The sequence below is a fragment of the Gillisia hiemivivida genome, assembly GCF_007997295.1.
GTDB lineage: Bacteria > Bacteroidota > Bacteroidia > Flavobacteriales > Flavobacteriaceae > Gillisia > Gillisia hiemivivida.
In genome coordinates this window covers 57,800-75,812 of record NZ_VORY01000011.1, presented here as the reverse complement: position 1 = coordinate 75,812, position 18,013 = coordinate 57,800, and the positions used below count along the sequence as shown (strand labels likewise).

At 34.5% G+C, this 18,013-nt stretch carries 20 protein-coding genes; 14 read left to right on the top strand and 6 right to left on the bottom strand.

The window, feature by feature from the left end; genetic code table 11:
• Positions 1 to 97: 97 nt before the first annotated feature.
• Positions 98 to 2,995 (bottom strand): TonB-dependent receptor, encoded by a 2,898-nt coding sequence (locus ES724_RS10495; protein ID WP_146932781.1) that lies wholly within the window; start codon positions 2,993 to 2,995, stop codon positions 98 to 100.
• 119 nt (positions 2,996 to 3,114) lie between these two features.
• Here ES724_RS10495 and pepT point away from each other — a divergent pair, with 119 nt between their 5' ends.
• The gene (pepT, locus tag ES724_RS10490) at positions 3,115 to 4,356 is read left to right on the top strand and encodes a peptidase T (protein WP_146932779.1); all 1,242 of its coding nucleotides are present in this window, start codon (positions 3,115 to 3,117) and stop codon (positions 4,354 to 4,356) included.
• A gap of 8 nt (positions 4,357 to 4,364) precedes the next feature.
• On the top strand, positions 4,365 to 4,961 hold the full coding sequence (locus ES724_RS10485; protein WP_146932777.1) for a YdeI/OmpD-associated family protein: 597 nt from the start codon (positions 4,365 to 4,367) through the stop codon (positions 4,959 to 4,961).
• A 58-nt stretch (positions 4,962 to 5,019) separates the two neighbouring features.
• On the opposite strand, the gene ES724_RS10480 is transcribed toward ES724_RS10485, so the two are convergent.
• The 4 genes from ES724_RS10480 to ES724_RS10465 all read right to left on the bottom strand — a co-directional run bounded on the left by ES724_RS10480 (position 5,020) and on the right by ES724_RS10465 (position 8,078).
• Positions 5,020 to 5,745: an outer membrane beta-barrel protein gene (locus tag ES724_RS10480; protein WP_146932776.1), complete on the bottom strand. Its 726-nt coding sequence runs from the start codon at positions 5,743 to 5,745 to the stop codon at positions 5,020 to 5,022.
• Between the two features lie 204 nt (positions 5,746 to 5,949).
• The gene (locus ES724_RS10475; RefSeq protein ID WP_146932774.1) at positions 5,950 to 7,194 is read right to left on the bottom strand and encodes a S8 family serine peptidase; all 1,245 of its coding nucleotides are present in this window, start codon (positions 7,192 to 7,194) and stop codon (positions 5,950 to 5,952) included.
• Between the two features lie 178 nt (positions 7,195 to 7,372).
• On the bottom strand, positions 7,373 to 7,756 hold the full coding sequence (locus ES724_RS10470; RefSeq protein WP_146932772.1) for a rhodanese-like domain-containing protein: 384 nt from the start codon (positions 7,754 to 7,756) through the stop codon (positions 7,373 to 7,375).
• Positions 7,757 to 7,766: 10 nt separating this feature from the next.
• Positions 7,767 to 8,078: a rhodanese-like domain-containing protein gene (locus ES724_RS10465; protein ID WP_146932770.1), complete on the bottom strand. Its 312-nt coding sequence runs from the start codon at positions 8,076 to 8,078 to the stop codon at positions 7,767 to 7,769.
• A gap of 243 nt (positions 8,079 to 8,321) precedes the next feature.
• Here ES724_RS10465 and ES724_RS10460 point away from each other — a divergent pair, with 243 nt between their 5' ends.
• The 12 genes from ES724_RS10460 to ES724_RS10410 all read left to right on the top strand — a co-directional run bounded on the left by ES724_RS10460 (position 8,322) and on the right by ES724_RS10410 (position 17,244).
• Positions 8,322 to 8,774: a MarR family winged helix-turn-helix transcriptional regulator gene (locus ES724_RS10460; protein ID WP_146932768.1), complete on the top strand. Its 453-nt coding sequence runs from the start codon at positions 8,322 to 8,324 to the stop codon at positions 8,772 to 8,774.
• Between the two features lie 5 nt (positions 8,775 to 8,779).
• Positions 8,780 to 9,412 carry an NAD(P)H-dependent oxidoreductase gene (locus tag ES724_RS10455; protein ID WP_146932766.1) on the top strand — a complete coding sequence of 211 codons (633 nt, stop codon included), beginning with the start codon at positions 8,780 to 8,782 and terminating at the stop codon, positions 9,410 to 9,412.
• Positions 9,413 to 9,433: 21 nt separating this feature from the next.
• On the top strand, positions 9,434 to 10,003 hold the full coding sequence (locus ES724_RS10450) for a YceI family protein (RefSeq protein ID WP_146932764.1): 570 nt from the start codon (positions 9,434 to 9,436) through the stop codon (positions 10,001 to 10,003).
• A gap of 219 nt (positions 10,004 to 10,222) precedes the next feature.
• Positions 10,223 to 11,617 (top strand): anthranilate synthase component I family protein, encoded by a 1,395-nt coding sequence (locus tag ES724_RS10445; RefSeq protein ID WP_146932762.1) that lies wholly within the window; start codon positions 10,223 to 10,225, stop codon positions 11,615 to 11,617.
• Position 11,618: 1 nt separating this feature from the next.
• The gene (locus ES724_RS10440; RefSeq protein WP_146932760.1) at positions 11,619 to 12,251 is read left to right on the top strand and encodes an anthranilate synthase component II; all 633 of its coding nucleotides are present in this window, start codon (positions 11,619 to 11,621) and stop codon (positions 12,249 to 12,251) included.
• Between the two features lie 92 nt (positions 12,252 to 12,343).
• The gene (gene trpD, locus ES724_RS10435; protein WP_146932758.1) at positions 12,344 to 13,339 is read left to right on the top strand and encodes an anthranilate phosphoribosyltransferase; all 996 of its coding nucleotides are present in this window, start codon (positions 12,344 to 12,346) and stop codon (positions 13,337 to 13,339) included.
• A 19-nt stretch (positions 13,340 to 13,358) separates the two neighbouring features.
• The gene (gene trpC / locus ES724_RS10430) at positions 13,359 to 14,147 is read left to right on the top strand and encodes an indole-3-glycerol phosphate synthase TrpC (protein ID WP_146932756.1); all 789 of its coding nucleotides are present in this window, start codon (positions 13,359 to 13,361) and stop codon (positions 14,145 to 14,147) included.
• Position 14,148: 1 nt separating this feature from the next.
• Positions 14,149 to 14,817: a phosphoribosylanthranilate isomerase gene (locus ES724_RS10425; protein ID WP_246136858.1), complete on the top strand. Its 669-nt coding sequence runs from the start codon at positions 14,149 to 14,151 to the stop codon at positions 14,815 to 14,817.
• 10 nt (positions 14,818 to 14,827) lie between these two features.
• Positions 14,828 to 16,009 carry a tryptophan synthase subunit beta gene (gene trpB, locus ES724_RS10420; RefSeq protein ID WP_146932752.1) on the top strand — a complete coding sequence of 394 codons (1,182 nt, stop codon included), beginning with the start codon at positions 14,828 to 14,830 and terminating at the stop codon, positions 16,007 to 16,009.
• 126 nt (positions 16,010 to 16,135) lie between these two features.
• Positions 16,136 to 16,897, top strand: a complete 762-nt coding sequence (gene trpA, locus ES724_RS10415) for a tryptophan synthase subunit alpha (RefSeq protein ID WP_146932750.1) — start codon at positions 16,136 to 16,138, stop codon at positions 16,895 to 16,897.
• 81 nt (positions 16,898 to 16,978) lie between these two features.
• Positions 16,979 to 17,107, top strand: a complete 129-nt coding sequence (locus ES724_RS16915; RefSeq protein WP_262712810.1) for a hypothetical protein — start codon at positions 16,979 to 16,981, stop codon at positions 17,105 to 17,107.
• Positions 17,108 to 17,109: 2 nt separating this feature from the next.
• Positions 17,110 to 17,244, top strand: coding sequence for a 30S ribosomal protein THX (locus tag ES724_RS10410; protein WP_146932748.1), 135 nt, complete (start codon positions 17,110 to 17,112; stop codon positions 17,242 to 17,244).
• Positions 17,245 to 17,260: 16 nt separating this feature from the next.
• Here ES724_RS10410 and ES724_RS10405 read toward each other — a convergent pair whose 3' ends face one another.
• Positions 17,261 to 17,920, bottom strand: coding sequence for a uracil-DNA glycosylase family protein (locus tag ES724_RS10405; RefSeq protein ID WP_146932746.1), 660 nt, complete (start codon positions 17,918 to 17,920; stop codon positions 17,261 to 17,263).
• Positions 17,921 to 18,013 lie beyond the last annotated feature (93 nt).

Genomic DNA, 18,013 nt, shown 5'->3' with positions numbered 1-18,013 from the left:
TATTTACGGACTTTGGAATACTTGCCAAATAAACTTCTAAAAAATATGAATAAAAAAAGCAGCCCGAAGACTGCTTTACTAATTTAAGTATTTGTTTTTATTTCAATGTAAAGGCTACTCTGGCAAATAAAAATCTACCACCAATCCCAAATTGTTGAGCTCTCCTAGACCAGTCGAAACGTCCATCACTTCGGTTATTAAACTCGGCTTTTGCTCTATCTGGATACACATCTAATAAATTATTAGCTCCTACTGTTAGTGTCAATGCTTCAGAAGCTTTATAACCAAGAGATAGATCTGTCACTATCTTGGAACTAAACACTTGTTGGTTAGCTATGGTTGTAGATGCTTCTGTAACCTCCCCAAAGAAAACATTCCTTAAGAATACATTAAATTTTCCAGCCGTTAAGCTATTGGTAAGGTTCACTTTTGTTCTTGGAACTGCTTCTTCTAAATATACTCTACTATCTTCCGGAAAGTAGGTACCAACTAATTCTGCACGTCTCAAAATATCGGAAGAATTTATATCTCCTACTTGTTTTGTTTTTGAAAGTGTAGCTGCTAGATCGGATTTCAAAGTAAATCCATTATTAAAAGTTGCATCATGAGTTAATACTAGATCCACACCTTTAGATTCGGTATTTATTGCATTGGCAAAAAAGGAAGCTGCCGTTGCGTTAGCTTGATTCAACAAATTAAATAGTTCTAATTGAGCACCAACGTATTCACCATCAGCATTTTTCTTAGGCTCAAACTGACCTGTGTAAACCACTCGATCATCTATTGCTACAAAATAACCATCTACAGTCAAAGATAAATTAGCATCTGGAATTTGTGCAGTAAAACCAACACTTAAACTTTGTGAAGTTTCTTCTTTTAGCTGAGGGATCCCTAATAATTTGGCTGCGCGACTATCGTTTGTAAATGTTCCTACTTCTTGTGGGTTTCCGTCATTATCAAAAATTGTGGAAGTCGAATTAAAATTTAACTGATGTAATGAAGGGGCTCTAAAACCAGTATTTACAGCACCTCTAATATTAATGTTATCTGTTAATTTATATCTTGAAGATACTTTAAAATTAATAGTTGAACCAAAATCTGAATAGTCCTCAAATCTAGTGGCGAAAGTCATTAAGAATCGTTCTGTAAGATCTGCTTCAATATCAAAATATCCCGCAATACTGCTTCGCTCACGAGACAATTCATTTTTCGGACTGAATCCTGGAAAAACTTGAGATCCTCCTGGTCTTGCCCTACCGAAGAAATCTGTTGCTGGAGATTGTGACGCCATCGTTATAGGAGTCCCATTCTCGGTATACTGTTCATAAGAACCTCTCTCACCTGAAACTATCTCATAATTCTCCAATCTATATTCTGCTCCAAAGGCCACATTCACACCAGAAAAGAAATCTTCATAAAAATTGGAAATATCTAAGTTGGTTGTGTTTTGAGCAAAAGAGAATCCTCCAGCATCAAAAGTAGTTGGACTGGCTTGTTTTAAAGATGCATTAGAAGTATTAGATATCAAATACAAAAATTCATTTCTCCCCCAGGTGTTACTGAAATCTACTTCCCATTCTCCAATTTTTCCACGAATTCCGGTAGCGATAGATTTGTCATTTATCTTAGAATTGATCTCTGGTAAGAATCCGTTTATATATATAGGTGTATAGGTTCTATTTTGATTTGGCAATCTGTAAAAACCGGCAGAATTCCCTCTTCGAGAACTTATTCCCGCAAAGGAATATAATTCGGTCCCTTCATCATCTAATGGCAAAGAGAAGTTAGCAAAAAATCTTCCACCTCTTAGCGCAGATTGTCCTACTCTCATATTGTAATCACTTCTTTCTTGTCCACGAGTATTCAATTCGTCTTCGGTTACATCAAAGTTCAAAAGTGTTTGCAAAGTCTCCCTATCTGGAGCTGCATTAATATCGTCTTTCAATTGCTGACTGAAATAGGAAACTCCTTGTGCAAATTGCTGGATTTGCCCATTAGTTAAATTGGTAATATCTTCTCCAGAATTAAATGCAACATTTTCCACTGCATTGTATCCCTTAAAGATTTCGCCTTCCCATTCCTTCATTCTGCTGTAATCTTCACGATAATCGAAATCTCCAGAGAATGTAATGTATCCGCCATTCTCCCCTAAACCTATCCCATAACTAGCAGCAACATTTACTGTTTCACCATCTACACCACCGGTTTGATCGTTTGCATTTTCAGTAAAATTAGCACCAGTTGTAACAGAAAGATCCAGTTCATTTATGCTTTTATTTAATACAATATTTATCACTCCTGCAATAGCATCAGATCCGTATTGAGCTGAAGCACCATCTCTTAAAACCTCTATTCTTTGGATAGCTACAGCTGGAATTGCATTTAGATCTGTTCCCACACTTCCTCTACCAAAGGTTCCATTCACATTGATCAAGGAAGAGTTATGTCTTCGTTTTCCATTTATCAAAACCAAAACCTGATCTGGTCCCAATCCCCTTAAAGAAGCAGGATCTATATGATCTGTTCCATCTGAAATTGTTTGGGTATTAGACGTAAATGAAGGTGCTACATAATTAAGCATCTGATTTAAATTAACCTGTGGCACTGCAGAAGATAATTCTTTAATGTTCAGAACATCAATTGGAACAGTAGATTCTACAACAGTTCTATTTGGATTACGAGACCCTGTTAGCAAAACTTCACTTAGAGCTAATCCAGATACCATAGTTACATTCATGCTTGCACTTTGTATCTCAACTCTTTTGGTGTCAAAACCCACAAAAGAAAAAACCAAGGTTTCACCCATGGCTGCTTCAATATTAAATTTTCCATCAAAGTCTGTTATGGTACCTTTATTAGTACCTTCAATTGCGACCGAAACTCCACCTAATGGCTGCTCCTGATCGTCTACAACTGTTCCTGTGATTTCTTGTGTTTGAGCTTGAATTCCCAAAGTGAGAAAAAACAAACAACACATTAAGTGAAAATTCTTCATAAGTTTATATTTTTGGTTTAATTAAAGATAGCTACGAGATATTTAACATACTGTAGATCAACATTTAACTTATCACCAGCTTATTAACATTACTACATATAAATTATCAAACATTTAAAATGATTTCAAAAAATAACATTATAGAAAGGTTTATCAGTTATGTAATTATAGATACTCAAAGTGATCCGGACAGCAATAAAACTCCGAGCACAGAAAAGCAATGGAACCTAGCCAACAAGCTTGCAGTAGAGCTTAAGAAAATTGGAATGGAGGAAGTGGAAATTGATGAAAATGCCTATATCATGGCTACTTTATCAGCAAATGTTGCACATGACGTTCCAGTAATTGGCTTTGTATCTCATTTTGATACTTCTCCAGATTTCACAGGAACAAATGTGAAACCTCAAATAATAGAAAACTATGACGGGAAAGATATCGTATTAAATAAGGAGCAGGATATCATTCTATCTCCAGATTATTTTGATGATCTTTTACAGTATAAAGGTCAAACTTTAATCACTACAGATGGAACCACTCTATTAGGTGCAGATGATAAAGCAGGAATTACCGAAATAGTAACTGCTATGGAATATTTAATTAATAATCCTCAAATTCTTCATGGGAAGATCCGCATAGGATTTACTCCAGATGAAGAAATTGGGAGAGGGGCTCATAAATTTGATGTAAAGAAATTTGGTGCAGCTTGGGCTTATACAATGGATGGTAGCCAAATTGGCGAATTAGAATATGAGAATTTTAATGCTGCAGAAGCTGTTGTTAAAATTAAAGGGAAGATCGTGCATCCTGGATATGCCAAAGATAAGATGATAAATAGTATGTATATCGCTCAGGATTTTATTAATTCATTACCAAGATTAGAAACTCCAGAGCATACTGATGGTAGACAAGGGTTTTTCCATTTAACTGATATAAAAGGAGATGTAGAAGAAACCATTTTAAAATATATAATTCGAGACCATGATAAAGATCATTTTGAAGCTAGGAAGGAAATGATAAGCAATCTCGCACAGGAAATCAATTCCCAGCATGAAAGGGAAGTTATAAATATCGAAATTAAAGATCAGTATTATAATATGCGGGAAAAAATAGAGCCAGTAATGCATATTGTAGATATAGCTGAGGAAGCTATGAAACAACTTAACATCACTCCGCATATAAAATCAATTAGAGGAGGAACAGATGGATCTCAGTTAAGTTTTATGGGCTTACCATGTCCAAATATATTCGCCGGAGGGCACAATTTCCATGGAAGATATGAATATGTCCCTGTAGAAAGTATGCAACGAGCAACAGAAGTTATCATTAAAATCGCAGAGCTCACTTCAGAAAAACATAAATAATTTCAAGAATGGCTAAAGCTGAAAATGTAGAACAGTATATTAACGCTAATCCGAAATGGGAAAAGCAATTACAACAACTAAGAAAATTACTCCTATCCTGTAATTTAACCGAAACCATAAAATGGGGCTCCCCGGTTTATTCTAAAGATGGTAAGAATTTAGTTGGAATAGCTGCATTCAAGAATCATTTTGGATTATGGTTTTTTCAAGGAGCATTACTTCAGAAGAATACTAAATTATTGGTAAATGCTCAGGAAGGAAAAACCCAAGCAATGCGACAACTTAAATTAGATGAAACTTCTAAAATTGATCTTGACATTTTGAAGAAATATATTGAAGAAACCATCTTGCTCCATGATCAAGGAAAAACAGTAAAATTAGTCGCTCCCAAAAAAGTTCAAATTCCAACAGAATTAAAACAAGCACTGAAGAATAACTCAGAACTGCACAAGGCCTTCACATTACTTACACCCGGGAAACAAAAAGAATATTCATTATATATTATCGAAGCTAAACGAGAAGTAACCAAGCAAAATAGGATGGAAAAAATCAAACCAATGATACTGGAAGGAATTGGGCTAAACGACAAATACAAAAATTGTTGAACAAAAAAGGAGCAAATTAAATTTGCTCCTTTTTTAATATATTGTCTGTATTTTATCCTTAGAAATAGCAGCTTCCACCTTTTCTGCGTCTAGTTTTGTTTTCGGAATCCCATAGTTTTAAAGTAAGACTAACTATAATTTGATTTAAACGTGGATCTTTTATTGTAGCATTATTGATTGTGAGAATAGGAAAAAGAAGAATTGTATTTGATTCAAAATTAACACTAGAGGTTTCAGCTGAAGATAAAGAATAATCATATCTTACATCTAATCCAATACTTCCAAATTCAACCTTCGCACCAATTTGTGCCGAAAATGGAGTGTTTTGTATAACAACCTGAGGTGGATCATTTAAAGGTTCAAGCCTCTCTATAGTAGATGAAATTATGTTTTTGTAAGCTACTCCAGCATAAATATCTAATGGACCATAAATATTATATCCGACCAGAAGAGGAGCACTAAATTCTTCAACTTCAAATAAAGATGGTCCCTGAGGAAATTCAAAATTTGACTCTAATTTAGAATAAACCAATTCAGGTCTAATAAAAAATTTACCGAAATTAACTTGTACCCAACCTCCCCCATGAAATCCGATTTTTCCCTCAGCAGTAAAAGTTTCTTCTGTATATCTTCTAGGAGTAAAATTAGAATGTTCACCTTTTATCTCACCACCATAAGTCTTATTAATCCCTCCTTTCAATCCAACTTGAAATTGTTGAGCATTCATTTGTGAAATAGAAAAGCTAGTTAAGCTTATTAGGAGGGCGATAACTAATTTATTCATAGGAAAGAGGTTAGTCTAAAAAGTGGCTATTGTTGGTAAATATATTATTTTAATAGATATTACAAAGTTGTTTCTTCTGATAAACGCTTCAAAAATAAAAAAATTATATAAATCTTAAAGTTATGTAAAAATAAAAAGGTTGTTTCAAATATCGAAAACTATTTTCAATATTTGAAACAACCTTTTTAAAAGAACTATTTTTTTCTAGTGAACTATAATTGCATCAGCATTTCCATCAGGATCGTTTGCAACTGTACCATCTGTACTTGCAGCACCTAAAAGAAGTACTCCTGCAGCGTGAGGAGAAGCCATAGAGGTTCCGCTTATTGTATTGTATCCACCATCTTTCCAGGTTGATTTAACAGCAACACCCGGAGCAGCAAAATCTACTGGAGGGTTTCCGAAGTTAGAAAAACTAGCCCATCTATCGTTTACATCCATGGCAGAAATGGTTACTATATTAGTTCCATTAACTCTAGCTGGTGAGCTATTATTAGCATCACTACTTTCATTACCTGCAGCCAAAGCGAAAATGATTCCGTTATTAGAGGCAGCCAAAATTGCATCATCTAAAGCTTGTGAAACTGGTCCACCTAAACTTAGGTTTGCAACATCTCCATTGTTTCCGTTAGCACCAACATAATCTACTCCTGCAATAACACCCGAGTAAGATCCACTACCTGTACTACCTAACACTTTAACCGGAATAATTGTCGCTCCAGGAGCTACACCAATTACCCCGAAACCATTATTTAAAGCTGCGATAGTTCCTGCTACGTGAGTTCCATGACCATTCCCATCATCTGCAGATTTACCATCTTTTCCAGAAGTAAAAGCATTAAATGCCCGAGAAGCATCAACGTTTAGATCTGGGTGATCTAAGTCTACCCCAGAATCCACTACAAAAGCAACATTAGTTCCTGTATATCCGGTAACTCCATTTACTCTTAAGATACCATAAGGCGTTTCTTGTGTACCTCCTCCTCCAGTTCCTGGATCTGGTTCTCCACAAGGACCTCCTTTTGGTGTTCCACATGGTGGTGCAAATGTTACGATTCTATCTTGTTCTATATATTTAACACCTTTTTTATTTTTTAAAACTTCTAACTGAGCTTTATCTAATTTTAAAGTTGCCCCGCTAAGCGCGTTACTATAAACATTTACAATTTCTGCAGAAACCGAAGCTTCAGATAAGAATTTTTTAGTTTCTGAAAACATAGCTTCCTGTGCTTTCGTGTAATTGTTTGGATATTTTGAACTCACATTATCAACAGCTCCATTCTGAAAAACAACTATATACTGTCCTTCAATATTTAGAGCGTCGAAATCAGCATCGGTCTCAGTAAAAGCTTCAGATTCGGTAGATGTGTTTTGATCCTGAGTACAGGAATAAAAAAGTGCAGAAGCAGCTAATACAGCAACTCCTATTTTAAGTTTAGATTTTAACATTTTTAATTAATTTTTGGTTAAAAATAAGTTAATAGTTGATTCAAATCTAGACTTTTAAATCATTAAACAAAAAAAATCTCCAGTTGATACTAGAGATTCATATTGTTATTTAAAGAAATAAAATCAAAAACGTAGGATTTATAGTACGTGTCGGAAATATGTTAAATTTTATTTTTTCCTAATTAGATATTTGATTTTCAGGCATCCACTTTGTAATTCCACCATCTAAAATATAAATTTGTTGAAATCCAAAGTTTTCTAGAATTAGGGCAGCTTTATCAGATTTATCTTCAGAAGTGAAATATATGGCAATAGGAGATTTCCTATCTAGCTTATTTAAATCTTCTCTTAAGCCCTCATTATCAATTATATTCTCTGCATTTACCAAATGTGATTTTTTGAAATCTTCTTTGGATTGAATCTCACTTTCCTCTGCAGGATTATACCGGATATGAGTATTTACTTCGTCTCCTGTAACTACTTGTATTTCCTTCCCTTTAGACTTTACACAGCCTTGCGAAAAAATAACAATAATCAATAAGCTAAAAAAAAGTTTGATCATTAGTAGAAGATTATTTTTCTATCTCACCATCCCAATCGGTAATACCACCCATTAAGTTGTAAGCACTATCGAAACCTTGTTGTTTCATTAAAGCACAAGCCTGAGCACTTCTAGCTCCAGATCTGCAATACACATAGTAATTCTTAGATTTATCCAATTTCTCGATCTCATCTAAAAATCCTTGTCCTTTGTAAATATCTATATTAGTTGCAGTTGGGATGTAGCCTTCAATAAATTCTTCTTCCGTACGCACATCGAGAATTACGGCATTTTTATCGTCGGCAACTTCTTTGGACCACTGATCTTGTGTAAGGTTTTTCATATTTATGATTTTTATGCTTAACTAAAAGTAAATTGAAATGTAAATATAATGTAAAGGAAATTATTTAGTATTTCAGAATAGAAAAAATAAAAAAATTATCATCTCTTATTTTACCGTCCACTTTTAAAGTTTATTGGTTCAAACAATTTATAGCCTTTTTATGGAAATAAATTCTTAACAAAAGTTTTAGTTTAGGTAGAAAGATATGAATTACATTTGTATATACAAATATTGTAGAAACAAATGAAAATAGAAGATCTTATTAAAACAGACCAACCACTTCCACCTTCCAGGAAGCTGCTTCTTAGCATTTTACATACTACCAATCTGATAAATGATAACATGTCTGAGGCATTAAAACCTTTCGATATTAGCATTCCACAATTCAACGTTCTTAGAATATTAAGAGGGCAGAAAGGGAAACCAGCTAATTTATCTACAATTCAGGAAAGAATGGTTAGTAAGATGAGCAACACTACACGAATTGTAGATAAGCTTATCACAAAGGAATATGTAGAAAGAGTGGTTTGCGAAAAGAATCGCAGAAAAGTGGAAATAACAATTACCTCCGAAGGATTAAATTTTTTAAATGAAATAGATCCAGTTATAGATAATACTGAAGCCATGCTTACAGAAAGTTTATCTGCTTTAGAATTAGAATCGCTAACAAATAATTTACAAAAATTATTAAAATAAAAATTATGAGTACTTATATAGACGACTTAAACTGGCGATATGCAACTAAGAAATTTGATATCAATAAAGAAGTTTCATCTAAAGATCTTCAAACCTTATTAGAAGCTATTCAGCTTACGGCATCTTCTTATGGATTACAACCTTATGAGATTATAATTATAAAAGATGCTGCTTTGAGAGAAGAATTAAAGGCACATTCTTGGAATCAAACACAAATTACTGATGCTTCCGAAGTGATTGTTTTTGCCAACAAAACCCATATTACAAGTAGTTATGTAGATTCTTATTTACAAGATATTGCACAAACTAGAGGCCTTAAGACTGAAGATTTACAAGGTTTAAAAGGAATGGTGGAATCTACCATCATGAAACTAAACCCAGAAGACCAAAACACTTGGGCAGCAAAGCAAGCTTATATAGCATTGGGTAATTTATTATCTGCGGCAGCAAATCTGAGAATAGATACTTGCCCTATGGAAGGTTTTGATGCTGCGAAGTATGACCAACTTTTAAACTTGAAAGAAAGAGGGCTTACTACTGCTGTAATTGTAACTATTGGATACAGAAGTGAAGACGATCAAACACAATTTGCAGCAAAAGTTAGAAAAAGTAAAGAAGATTTAATAAATAAATTATAAACCAAAAAAAAGAGAATTGTTATGAAAAAGAACTTATTAAAAGGAGCTGCGGCTTCAGTAATTGTATTAACAACATTAGCATTTACAACTATGAAAAAAGAGATTAATATTAAAGAAAGCAACGTAACCTGGACGGGTAAAAAAGTTACAGGATCGCATACAGGAACTATCCAACTAAAAAGCGGATTCTTCCATATGGAAGATCAAAACTTGGTTGGTGGTGAATTTGTGATAGATATGACAAGCCTAACTAATACAGATCTTTCTGGAGAGAATAAGCAAAAATTGGAAGGACACTTGAAGTCTGAAGACTTTTTTGGAGTAGAAAAACACCCTACTGCCAAATTAGTGATCACAAGTGTTGCTTCAAAAGGAAACGGAACTTATGGAGTTGTTGGGAATCTAACTATTAAAAACATCACTAAACCTATTACTTTCGATCTAGAGATGAAAAATAATGTTGCCAATGCAAAGTTATCTATAGATAGATCTAAATATGATGTAAAATATGGCTCTGGAAGCTTTTTTGACGACTTAGGAGACAAAACTATCTATGATAATTTTGATCTTGAAGTAAATTTAAAGTTCTAAGTATTAATTAATTTCAACAGAAGCATCATTTTAGAAAAAACCTTTGTCAATTCAACAATGATACTTATATTTGGACCAATGAAAAATAATACAGTACATACTTGGTGGTGGAGTAGCTTACGTCAGAACGTCGTGAAGTAACACTGCTATAGTATTTTCATATACAAGGCTTGTCTCACGACAAGCCTTTTTTTGTTTAATTTTTTTCGAAACAATAACATGTATAAATTAAAGACCACTTATAAAAAACTTCTTGCAGATACCCTTACTCCGGTGAGTGTGTATCTTAAAATTCGGGATAAATACCCCAATAGCCTACTTTTAGAGAGTAGTGATTATCATGCAAACGATAATAGTTTTTCTTATATATGTTGCAATCCCATTGCTTCAATAAAAATAAAAAACGGACAGATCCAGGAACTCTATCCAGATGGTTCTAAAAAAGTAACGGAGATAACTCCTGAAATTAAGGTTTCAGAGGCAATACAAAATTTCTCCTCTTTATTTCAAACCGAAAATTCAAATTTCAAGTTTATAAACAACGGACTGTTTGGATATACTGGATATGATGGGGTTCAATATTTCGAAGATATTAAGATAACCAAAAAGAAAGGAGATCTTGAAATTCCTGAGGTTTATTATGCAGTCTATCAGAACATCATTGCCATCAACCATTTCAATAACGAAGCATATATCTTCGATCATAACTTTAATTCAGAAAGCAAATTAGAGGAAATTGCTCAACTCATAAAAGTGAAGAATTTTGCGAGTTATAATTTCAGAAGAGACCTTGCTCCTATCTCGAATCTTACCGATGAAGAGTTTATGGAAAATGTGAAATTAGGAAAGAAACACTGCCAAAGGGGAGATGTTTTTCAGTTGGTGCTTTCACGCAGATTTACACAAAACTTTAAGGGAGATGAATTCAATGTATACAGAGCCTTAAGAAGTATTAACCCTTCTCCTTATTTATTCTACTTCGATTATGGTGATTTTAAGATCTTCGGAAGTTCTCCAGAAGCACAATTAGTGGTTTCTAATGGAAAAGCGGAGATACATCCTATCGCCGGAACTTTTAAAAGAACCGGAAATGATGAGCAGGATGCCGCTTTAGCTAAAGAATTATCTGAAGACGATAAAGAAAATGCTGAGCATGTGATGTTAGTAGATCTCGCCAGAAATGACCTTAGCCGACATAGCACTAATGTAAAAGTGGATAAATACAGAGAGGTTCAATTCTTCTCCCATGTTATTCATTTAGTAAGTAAAGTAACTGGAACAATAAACAAAGATGTTGGTACCATGCAAATTGTTGCCGATACTTTTCCTGCAGGGACGCTTAGTGGTGCACCAAAACATAGCGCGATGACCTTAATTGAAAAATATGAGAATGTAAATAGAAGTGCTTATGGAGGTGCAATTGGTTTCATGGATTTCAACGGAAATTATAATCAAGCCATTATCATTAGGTCCTTTGTAAGTAAGAATCATCAATTACATTATCAGGCAGGAGCAGGAATTGTTTCTGAATCTAATGAAGAAAACGAATTGCAAGAAGTGTTTAACAAGCTAGGCGCATTAACTCAGGCAATGGAAATTGCTGAAGAAATTTAAAATGAAAGTGAACGAAAATAAGAACATAGACGCAAAGATCGAGTTTCAAACTAGCAAGAGAACCTCTGTTTTAGTTATAGACAACTACGATTCTTTTGTATACAATTTGGTGCATTATCTGGAAGAATTAGATTGTGATGTAACTGTAATTAGAAACAATGAAGTTGATCTGGACATGATCGCTAAATACGATAAGATCTTGCTTTCTCCCGGCCCCGGTATACCAGATGAAGCTGGTTTACTAAAGGAGGTCCTCATTAAATATGCTCCAACAAAAAGTATTTTAGGAGTTTGTTTAGGTCAACAAGCAATTGGAGAAGTTTTCGGAGGAAAATTGATCAATTTAGATTCGGTTTTTCATGGGGTTTCTTCAAAGATCAATGTTACAGTAGATGACGAAAGCTTATTTTATCATTTAGACAAAGAACTTATAGTAGGGCGCTATCATTCCTGGGTAGTAGATCCAAATTTACCCGGATCATTGGAAGCTACTTCTTTCGACGAGAATGGGCAAATAATGTCCCTACGCCATAAAGAATATGATGTAAAAGGGGTTCAGTTTCACCCGGAATCGGTTTTAACGCCTATGGGAAAACAAATTATGAAGAACTGGATCTTAGAAAGCGGAAAATAACCGACGAAATGAGCCATAAAAAAACCTCAATACCAATCGAGATGATTATTGGCGAATTATATCTGTACGTTGAAAAAAATAAATCTAAATAGATGAAACACATACTTAATAGATTAATAAATCACGAAACCATTTCGAAACAAGAAGCCAGAGAAGTTCTGGTGAATATTTCGAAAGGAGAATACAATGAGAGTCAGATTGCTGCATTTCTAACGGTGTACATGATGCGAAGCATTACCATAGATGAGTTGGAAGGATTTCGAGACGGGCTTTTGGAGCTGTGCCTTTCTGTAGACCTTAGTGCTTACAATGCTATAGATCTTTGTGGAACCGGAGGAGATGGAAAAGACACTTTTAATATTTCTACGCTATCTTCTTTTGTAACTGCAGGAGCAGGAATAAAGGTTTCCAAGCATGGTAATTATGGAGTTTCTTCCATAAGTGGAAGTTCGAATGTAATGGAATATTTGGGTGTTAAATTCACCAATAAAGCTGATTTTTTAGAACGTTGTATAGATAAGGCTGGGATATGTGTATTGCATGCGCCTCTTTTTCATCCAGCTATGAAAAATGTTGCTCCTATAAGAAAATCTCTTGCGGTAAAAACCTTTTTCAACATGTTGGGACCTATGGTAAATCCAGCATTTCCAAAGAACCAATTAGTGGGCGTTTTTAGTTTGGAATTGGCCAGAATGTATGGATATCTTTATCAGAACACCGATAAGAATTTCACAATTTTACATGCTTTAGATGGTTATGATGAGATCTCATTAACCGGAGCTACAAAAACAATTTCCAATGCTACTGAAGGAATTTTAGAGCCTTCAGATTTTGGAGTAGAAACTTTAAATGCTTCTGAGATATCTGGTGGAGATTCTATTGAAAGTTCAGCTAAAATATTTTTGAATATCTTGAACGGAAAGGGAACTACGCCTCAAAATAATGTGGTTTGTGCCAATGCAGGAATGGCAATTGCTACTTCCACAGGATGTTCTCCTAAGGAAGGTTTTCTGAAAGCTCAAGAATCTCTAAATTCTGGAATGGCGCTGAAATCTTTGAAGAAATTACAAGAACTTAGTGCTGTATAATTATATTGAAATTTATAAAATGAATATTCTAGATAAAATTATTGCTGATAAACGAAATGAGGTTAGTCTAAAAAAACAGCTGATATCTGCTGAAGATTTAGAGCGTTATCCGCTTTTCGGTCATATAACCAATTCGCTAGCAACAGCATTAAAAAACAGCTCTAGCGGAATTATTGCAGAACATAAACGTAGATCACCATCTAAATCTGTGATCAATCAAGATCTGAATGTGCAAGATGTGGCTTCAGGATATGAAAATGCGGGTGTTTGCGGGATGTCGGTACTAACAGATGGAAAATACTTTGGTGGCGCGTTAGACGATCTTATTTTAGCCAGAGCATCGGTAAAAATGCCTTTATTGAGAAAAGAATTTATTATTGATGAATATCAGATTATTGAAGCTAAGGCTCACGGAGCCGATGTAATTCTACTTATTGCTGCAGTATTAACTCGAGATGAAATAAAATCTTTTTCTGAATTAGCCAAAAGTTTAAACTTAGAGGTGCTTTTGGAGGTTCATAATTTAGAGGAATTAGAGAAATCTATCATGCCTAGCCTGGATATGTTAGGGGTGAACAATAGGAATTTAAAGACCTTTGAAGTGAGTACGGATATTAGTAAGCAACTTTCAGAAAAGATCCCAAGTGATTTTGTGAAAGTTTCAGAAAGTGGAATTAGCAGTGTTAAAGTTATCAAGGATCTAAAAAATTACGGATATCAAGGATTTTTAATTGGTGAGAATTTTATGAAAACCAATTATCCTGGAAAAAGTGCATCACAATTTATTCAAGAATTAACAAGCAATTAAAATGAAGGATCTCAAACTGAAGATATGCGGAATGAAGCATTCAGAAAATATTCTGGAAGTTGCAGCTTTAAATCCAGATTATCTTGGATTTATCTTTTATGAAAGATCTCCTAGAAATTTTTCAGGAGACATCCCTGATATAGATCCAACCATCAAAAAAACCGGCGTTTTTGTAGATGAAGAAATCGATTTTGTTTTAGAGAAAGTTGAAAAACACAAGTTCAGAGCGATTCAACTTCACGGAAAGGAATCAGCTGAATACTGTAAAAAATTAAGATCAGCCTTGGCTCAGAATAATTCCGTAGAACTAATAAAAGTGTTTCCCGTCAAGGAAACCTTCAATTTTGAAGAACTTAAGGCTTATGAAGGCATTGTAGATTTTTTCTTATTCGACACTCAAGGGAAAAATAAAGGCGGGAACGGAATAACTTTCAATTGGGAGCTTTTGAAAGATTACCCTTCTTCTACTCCATTTTTTCTTAGTGGAGGAATTGGGGAAGATGAACTTCAAAAGATAGCGGAGCTTTATGCTTATTTCGAAAAAAGCAACAAGTCGCATTTGCTTTTTGGAGTAGATGTGAATAGTAAATTTGAATTGAAAGCAGGCTTAAAAGACACGAATACATTAAAAATATTTAAAGATAATTTGGGTTTTAAAACTCAAGCATAAAATATATATTATGACCTATCAGGCAGACGAAAAAGGCTATTATGGCGAATTTGGCGGAGCTTATATCCCGGAAATGCTATACCCTAATGTAGAAGAATTAAGGCAGCAATATATACAGATAATGCAGGAGGAATCTTTTCAGAAAGAGTTCAAAGATCTTCTGAAAGATTATGTAGGCAGACCTACTCCATTGTATTTTGCTTCCAGATTAAGTGAGAAGTACAATACCAAGATCTATTTAAAACGTGAAGATCTTTGCCATACAGGAGCTCATAAAGTGAACAATACGATTGGGCAGATCTTAATGGCAAAACGTTTAGGCAAGAACAGAATCATTGCAGAGACCGGTGCAGGACAGCATGGTGTTGCTACTGCTACGGTTTGTGCCTTGATGGGAATTGAGTGTATTGTGTATATGGGCGAAATAGACATTGACCGCCAAGCTCCAAACGTGGCAAGAATGAAACTGTTGGGCGCTACAGTTATTCCGGCAAAATCTGGAAGTAGAACCTTAAAAGACGCAACCAACGAGGCCATTCGAGATTGGATTAACCATCCGGTAGATACTCATTACATTATTGGATCTGTAGTAGGACCTCATCCTTATCCGGATATGGTGGCACGTTTTCAAAGTGTGATCTCCGAGGAAATTAAATCTCAACTTCTTGAAAAGGAAGGAAGAGAAGCTCCAGATTATGTGGTTGCTTGTGTTGGAGGAGGAAGTAACGCCGCTGGAATTTATTATCATTATTTAGACAACCCAGAAGTGGGAATCATCGCTGTGGAAGCTGCTGGAAAGGGAGTTCTTTCTGGTGAAAGTGCTGCAACTTCAGCTTTAGGAAAAGAAGGCATAATTCACGGGAGTAAAACCTTATTAATGCAAACGCAAGATGGACAGATCACCGAGCCGTATTCAATTTCTGCAGGTTTAGATTATCCAGGGATCGGACCAATGCATGCCAACCTTTATAGAACTGGAAGAGCTGAATTTATATCAATTACCGATGAAGATGCAATGAAAGCCGGACAAGAATTAGCCAGATTAGAAGGGATAATTCCAGCCATTGAAACTTCACATGCTTTAGCGATTTTCGAAGACCGAAAATTCAAGAAAGATGATATTGTAGTATTGAATCTTTCGGGACGTGGGGATAAAGATCTTAGTACATATATCGATTATTTTAATTTATAATTTAACAACCTAGATCATTTTGTTGCCATAGTAATAGGAACATGTCAGGAACTATTTTACTAGACACTGAAATAATTCCGATAGCTACCGGAATAGTGTGACGATTGAAAATATAAAAATTTAAAAATGAACAGAATTCAAGAAAAATTACAAGAAGACAAAAAGCTTCTTTCCATATATTTTACAGCGGGTTATCCCAAATTTAATGATACCGTCTCTATTATTCAAGATCTTGAAAAGAACGGTGTGGATATGATAGAAATTGGATTGCCTTTTAGCGATCCATTAGCAGATGGACCAACCATTCAAGAAAGCAGCACACTAGCTTTAAGAAATGGAATGACCACAGAAAAGCTATTTCAGCAGCTAAAAGATATTAGAAAAACAGTGAATATTCCCTTGATCATCATGGGGTATTTTAATCCGATGCTTCAGTACGGAGTTGAAGAATTCTGTAAAAAATGTGAAGAGATCGGTATAGATGGATTAATTATACCAGATCTTCCAGTGGATGTATATTCAGAAAAATATCAAGCTGTATTTGAGAAATATAACCTCATCAATGTTTTTCTAATAACTCCTCAAACTTCAGCAGAGCGAATTGGATTTATAGATTCGGTTTCTAATGGATTCATCTATATGGTGAGTAGCGCAAGCGTAACGGGAACAACATCTAGTTTCGGGAATGACACTAAGGATTATTTCAAAAGAATTTCAGGAATGAATTTAAAGAATCCTCAGATCGTAGGTTTTGGAATTAGCGATAAGCAAAGCTTTAAGGAAGCTACCGAATATTCTAATGGAGCCATTATTGGAAGTGCCTTTATTAAGCAGCTTACAAAAAATGGAGTGGAATCGATTTCAGAATTTGTTAAAACTATTAGATAGCTTTAACCTTACTGTAACAAGGCATTAATACATTTTGTGATTGATTTTCTTTATATTTAAATGAATATAAAAACAAATATCATGGAAAAAAAGTTTGAAAGAAAATCCGAACAAACAACGCCTACCAACCCTACTGGGGATAGAAATCAAAAAACCAATAAGGTAGATATAGACGAAAAGACAATTAAAAAACAGCAAAACAAAAAGTAATTATGGGGAGAGGAGATAAGAAAACCAAACGAGGAAAAATAGCTTTAGGAACGCATGGAAGATTGAGACCTAAGAGAGGAAAGTTTAAAACTAAACCAACCACTCTTGCAGATCAAGATAAAAAAGAGCTGAAATAAACTCGGTTAAACCTATCTAGAAATACCCATTATATTGAAGGATTCTAAAATCAATAGTATTGAATTTAGGATCCTTTGCTTTTTTAAACTTATAAGAATCCATACTTCCTATTGCCCTGTTGGCAGAACCTGAGGGCGCTGTTAAGGATACTGTGTTAATTAATCTTCCATCCAGCAAGAATTGATGCACTCTGGGAACTTCATTGGAAATAACTTTAAGTTTAATCCCTTCTCCCAGTTCTCTTAAATGTCTTCTAAAAAAATATTCCGGGCCATTCTTGGAATTTCCTCCCGTAAAAAGTAAGGTTTTAATAAGTGGATTCTTTCTAAGTATATTTGTTAGATCCCTTAATTCCACTTCTTTCATTCCCAGATCTGAAGCATCAATCTTGCTTCTTCTGCTACTCTCCACCACATCACAAATCCCAATTCCCCTCTTTATTAAAAACTCTTTTCGCTGATCTATTGCAGCTTCGGTGTTCTCATACTTTAAATTGAGATCGAATAATTTATCTAGGATTGGCCATAAAAAACCATCCCTACTTCCGTAACAAAAATTTACATCATCATGTTTTAGATACCCAGTTGTAAACCTAGGAGGTGGCAAAGTGCCTACAATTAATTTGGTTGCATTCTTCGGAATAAATGGTTTGTATGGATGTGTATGATGAAACATTTTAATTCTGTGTAAAGCATTTTAAATTGAAATGAACGTCATTGTGAACTTGTTTCAGAATCTCATAACATTGTAAATCAATGTATTAAATTG

Bases quoted from the DNA above. Each gene is read 5' to 3' on its own strand.
- ES724_RS10495 (WP_146932781.1), bottom strand. From the start codon at position 2,995: ATGAAGAATTTTCACTTAATGTGTTGTTTGTTTTTTCTCACTTTGGGA.
- pepT (WP_146932779.1), top strand. From the start codon at position 3,115: ATGATTTCAAAAAATAACATTATAGAAAGGTTTATCAGTTATGTAATT.
- ES724_RS10485 (WP_146932777.1), top strand. From the start codon at position 4,365: ATGGCTAAAGCTGAAAATGTAGAACAGTATATTAACGCTAATCCGAAA.
- ES724_RS10480 (WP_146932776.1), bottom strand. From the start codon at position 5,745: ATGAATAAATTAGTTATCGCCCTCCTAATAAGCTTAACTAGCTTTTCT.
- ES724_RS10475 (WP_146932774.1), bottom strand. From the start codon at position 7,194: ATGTTAAAATCTAAACTTAAAATAGGAGTTGCTGTATTAGCTGCTTCT.
- ES724_RS10470 (WP_146932772.1), bottom strand. From the start codon at position 7,756: ATGATCAAACTTTTTTTTAGCTTATTGATTATTGTTATTTTTTCGCAA.
- ES724_RS10465 (WP_146932770.1), bottom strand. From the start codon at position 8,078: ATGAAAAACCTTACACAAGATCAGTGGTCCAAAGAAGTTGCCGACGAT.
- ES724_RS10460 (WP_146932768.1), top strand. From the start codon at position 8,322: ATGAAAATAGAAGATCTTATTAAAACAGACCAACCACTTCCACCTTCC.
- ES724_RS10455 (WP_146932766.1), top strand. From the start codon at position 8,780: ATGAGTACTTATATAGACGACTTAAACTGGCGATATGCAACTAAGAAA.
- ES724_RS10450 (WP_146932764.1), top strand. From the start codon at position 9,434: ATGAAAAAGAACTTATTAAAAGGAGCTGCGGCTTCAGTAATTGTATTA.
- ES724_RS10445 (WP_146932762.1), top strand. From the start codon at position 10,223: ATGTATAAATTAAAGACCACTTATAAAAAACTTCTTGCAGATACCCTT.
- ES724_RS10440 (WP_146932760.1), top strand. From the start codon at position 11,619: ATGAAAGTGAACGAAAATAAGAACATAGACGCAAAGATCGAGTTTCAA.
- trpD (WP_146932758.1), top strand. From the start codon at position 12,344: ATGAAACACATACTTAATAGATTAATAAATCACGAAACCATTTCGAAA.
- trpC (WP_146932756.1), top strand. From the start codon at position 13,359: ATGAATATTCTAGATAAAATTATTGCTGATAAACGAAATGAGGTTAGT.
- ES724_RS10425 (WP_246136858.1), top strand. From the start codon at position 14,149: ATGAAGGATCTCAAACTGAAGATATGCGGAATGAAGCATTCAGAAAAT.
- trpB (WP_146932752.1), top strand. From the start codon at position 14,828: ATGACCTATCAGGCAGACGAAAAAGGCTATTATGGCGAATTTGGCGGA.
- trpA (WP_146932750.1), top strand. From the start codon at position 16,136: ATGAACAGAATTCAAGAAAAATTACAAGAAGACAAAAAGCTTCTTTCC.
- ES724_RS16915 (WP_262712810.1), top strand. From the start codon at position 16,979: ATGGAAAAAAAGTTTGAAAGAAAATCCGAACAAACAACGCCTACCAAC.
- ES724_RS10410 (WP_146932748.1), top strand. From the start codon at position 17,110: ATGGGGAGAGGAGATAAGAAAACCAAACGAGGAAAAATAGCTTTAGGA.
- ES724_RS10405 (WP_146932746.1), bottom strand. From the start codon at position 17,920: ATGTTTCATCATACACATCCATACAAACCATTTATTCCGAAGAATGCA.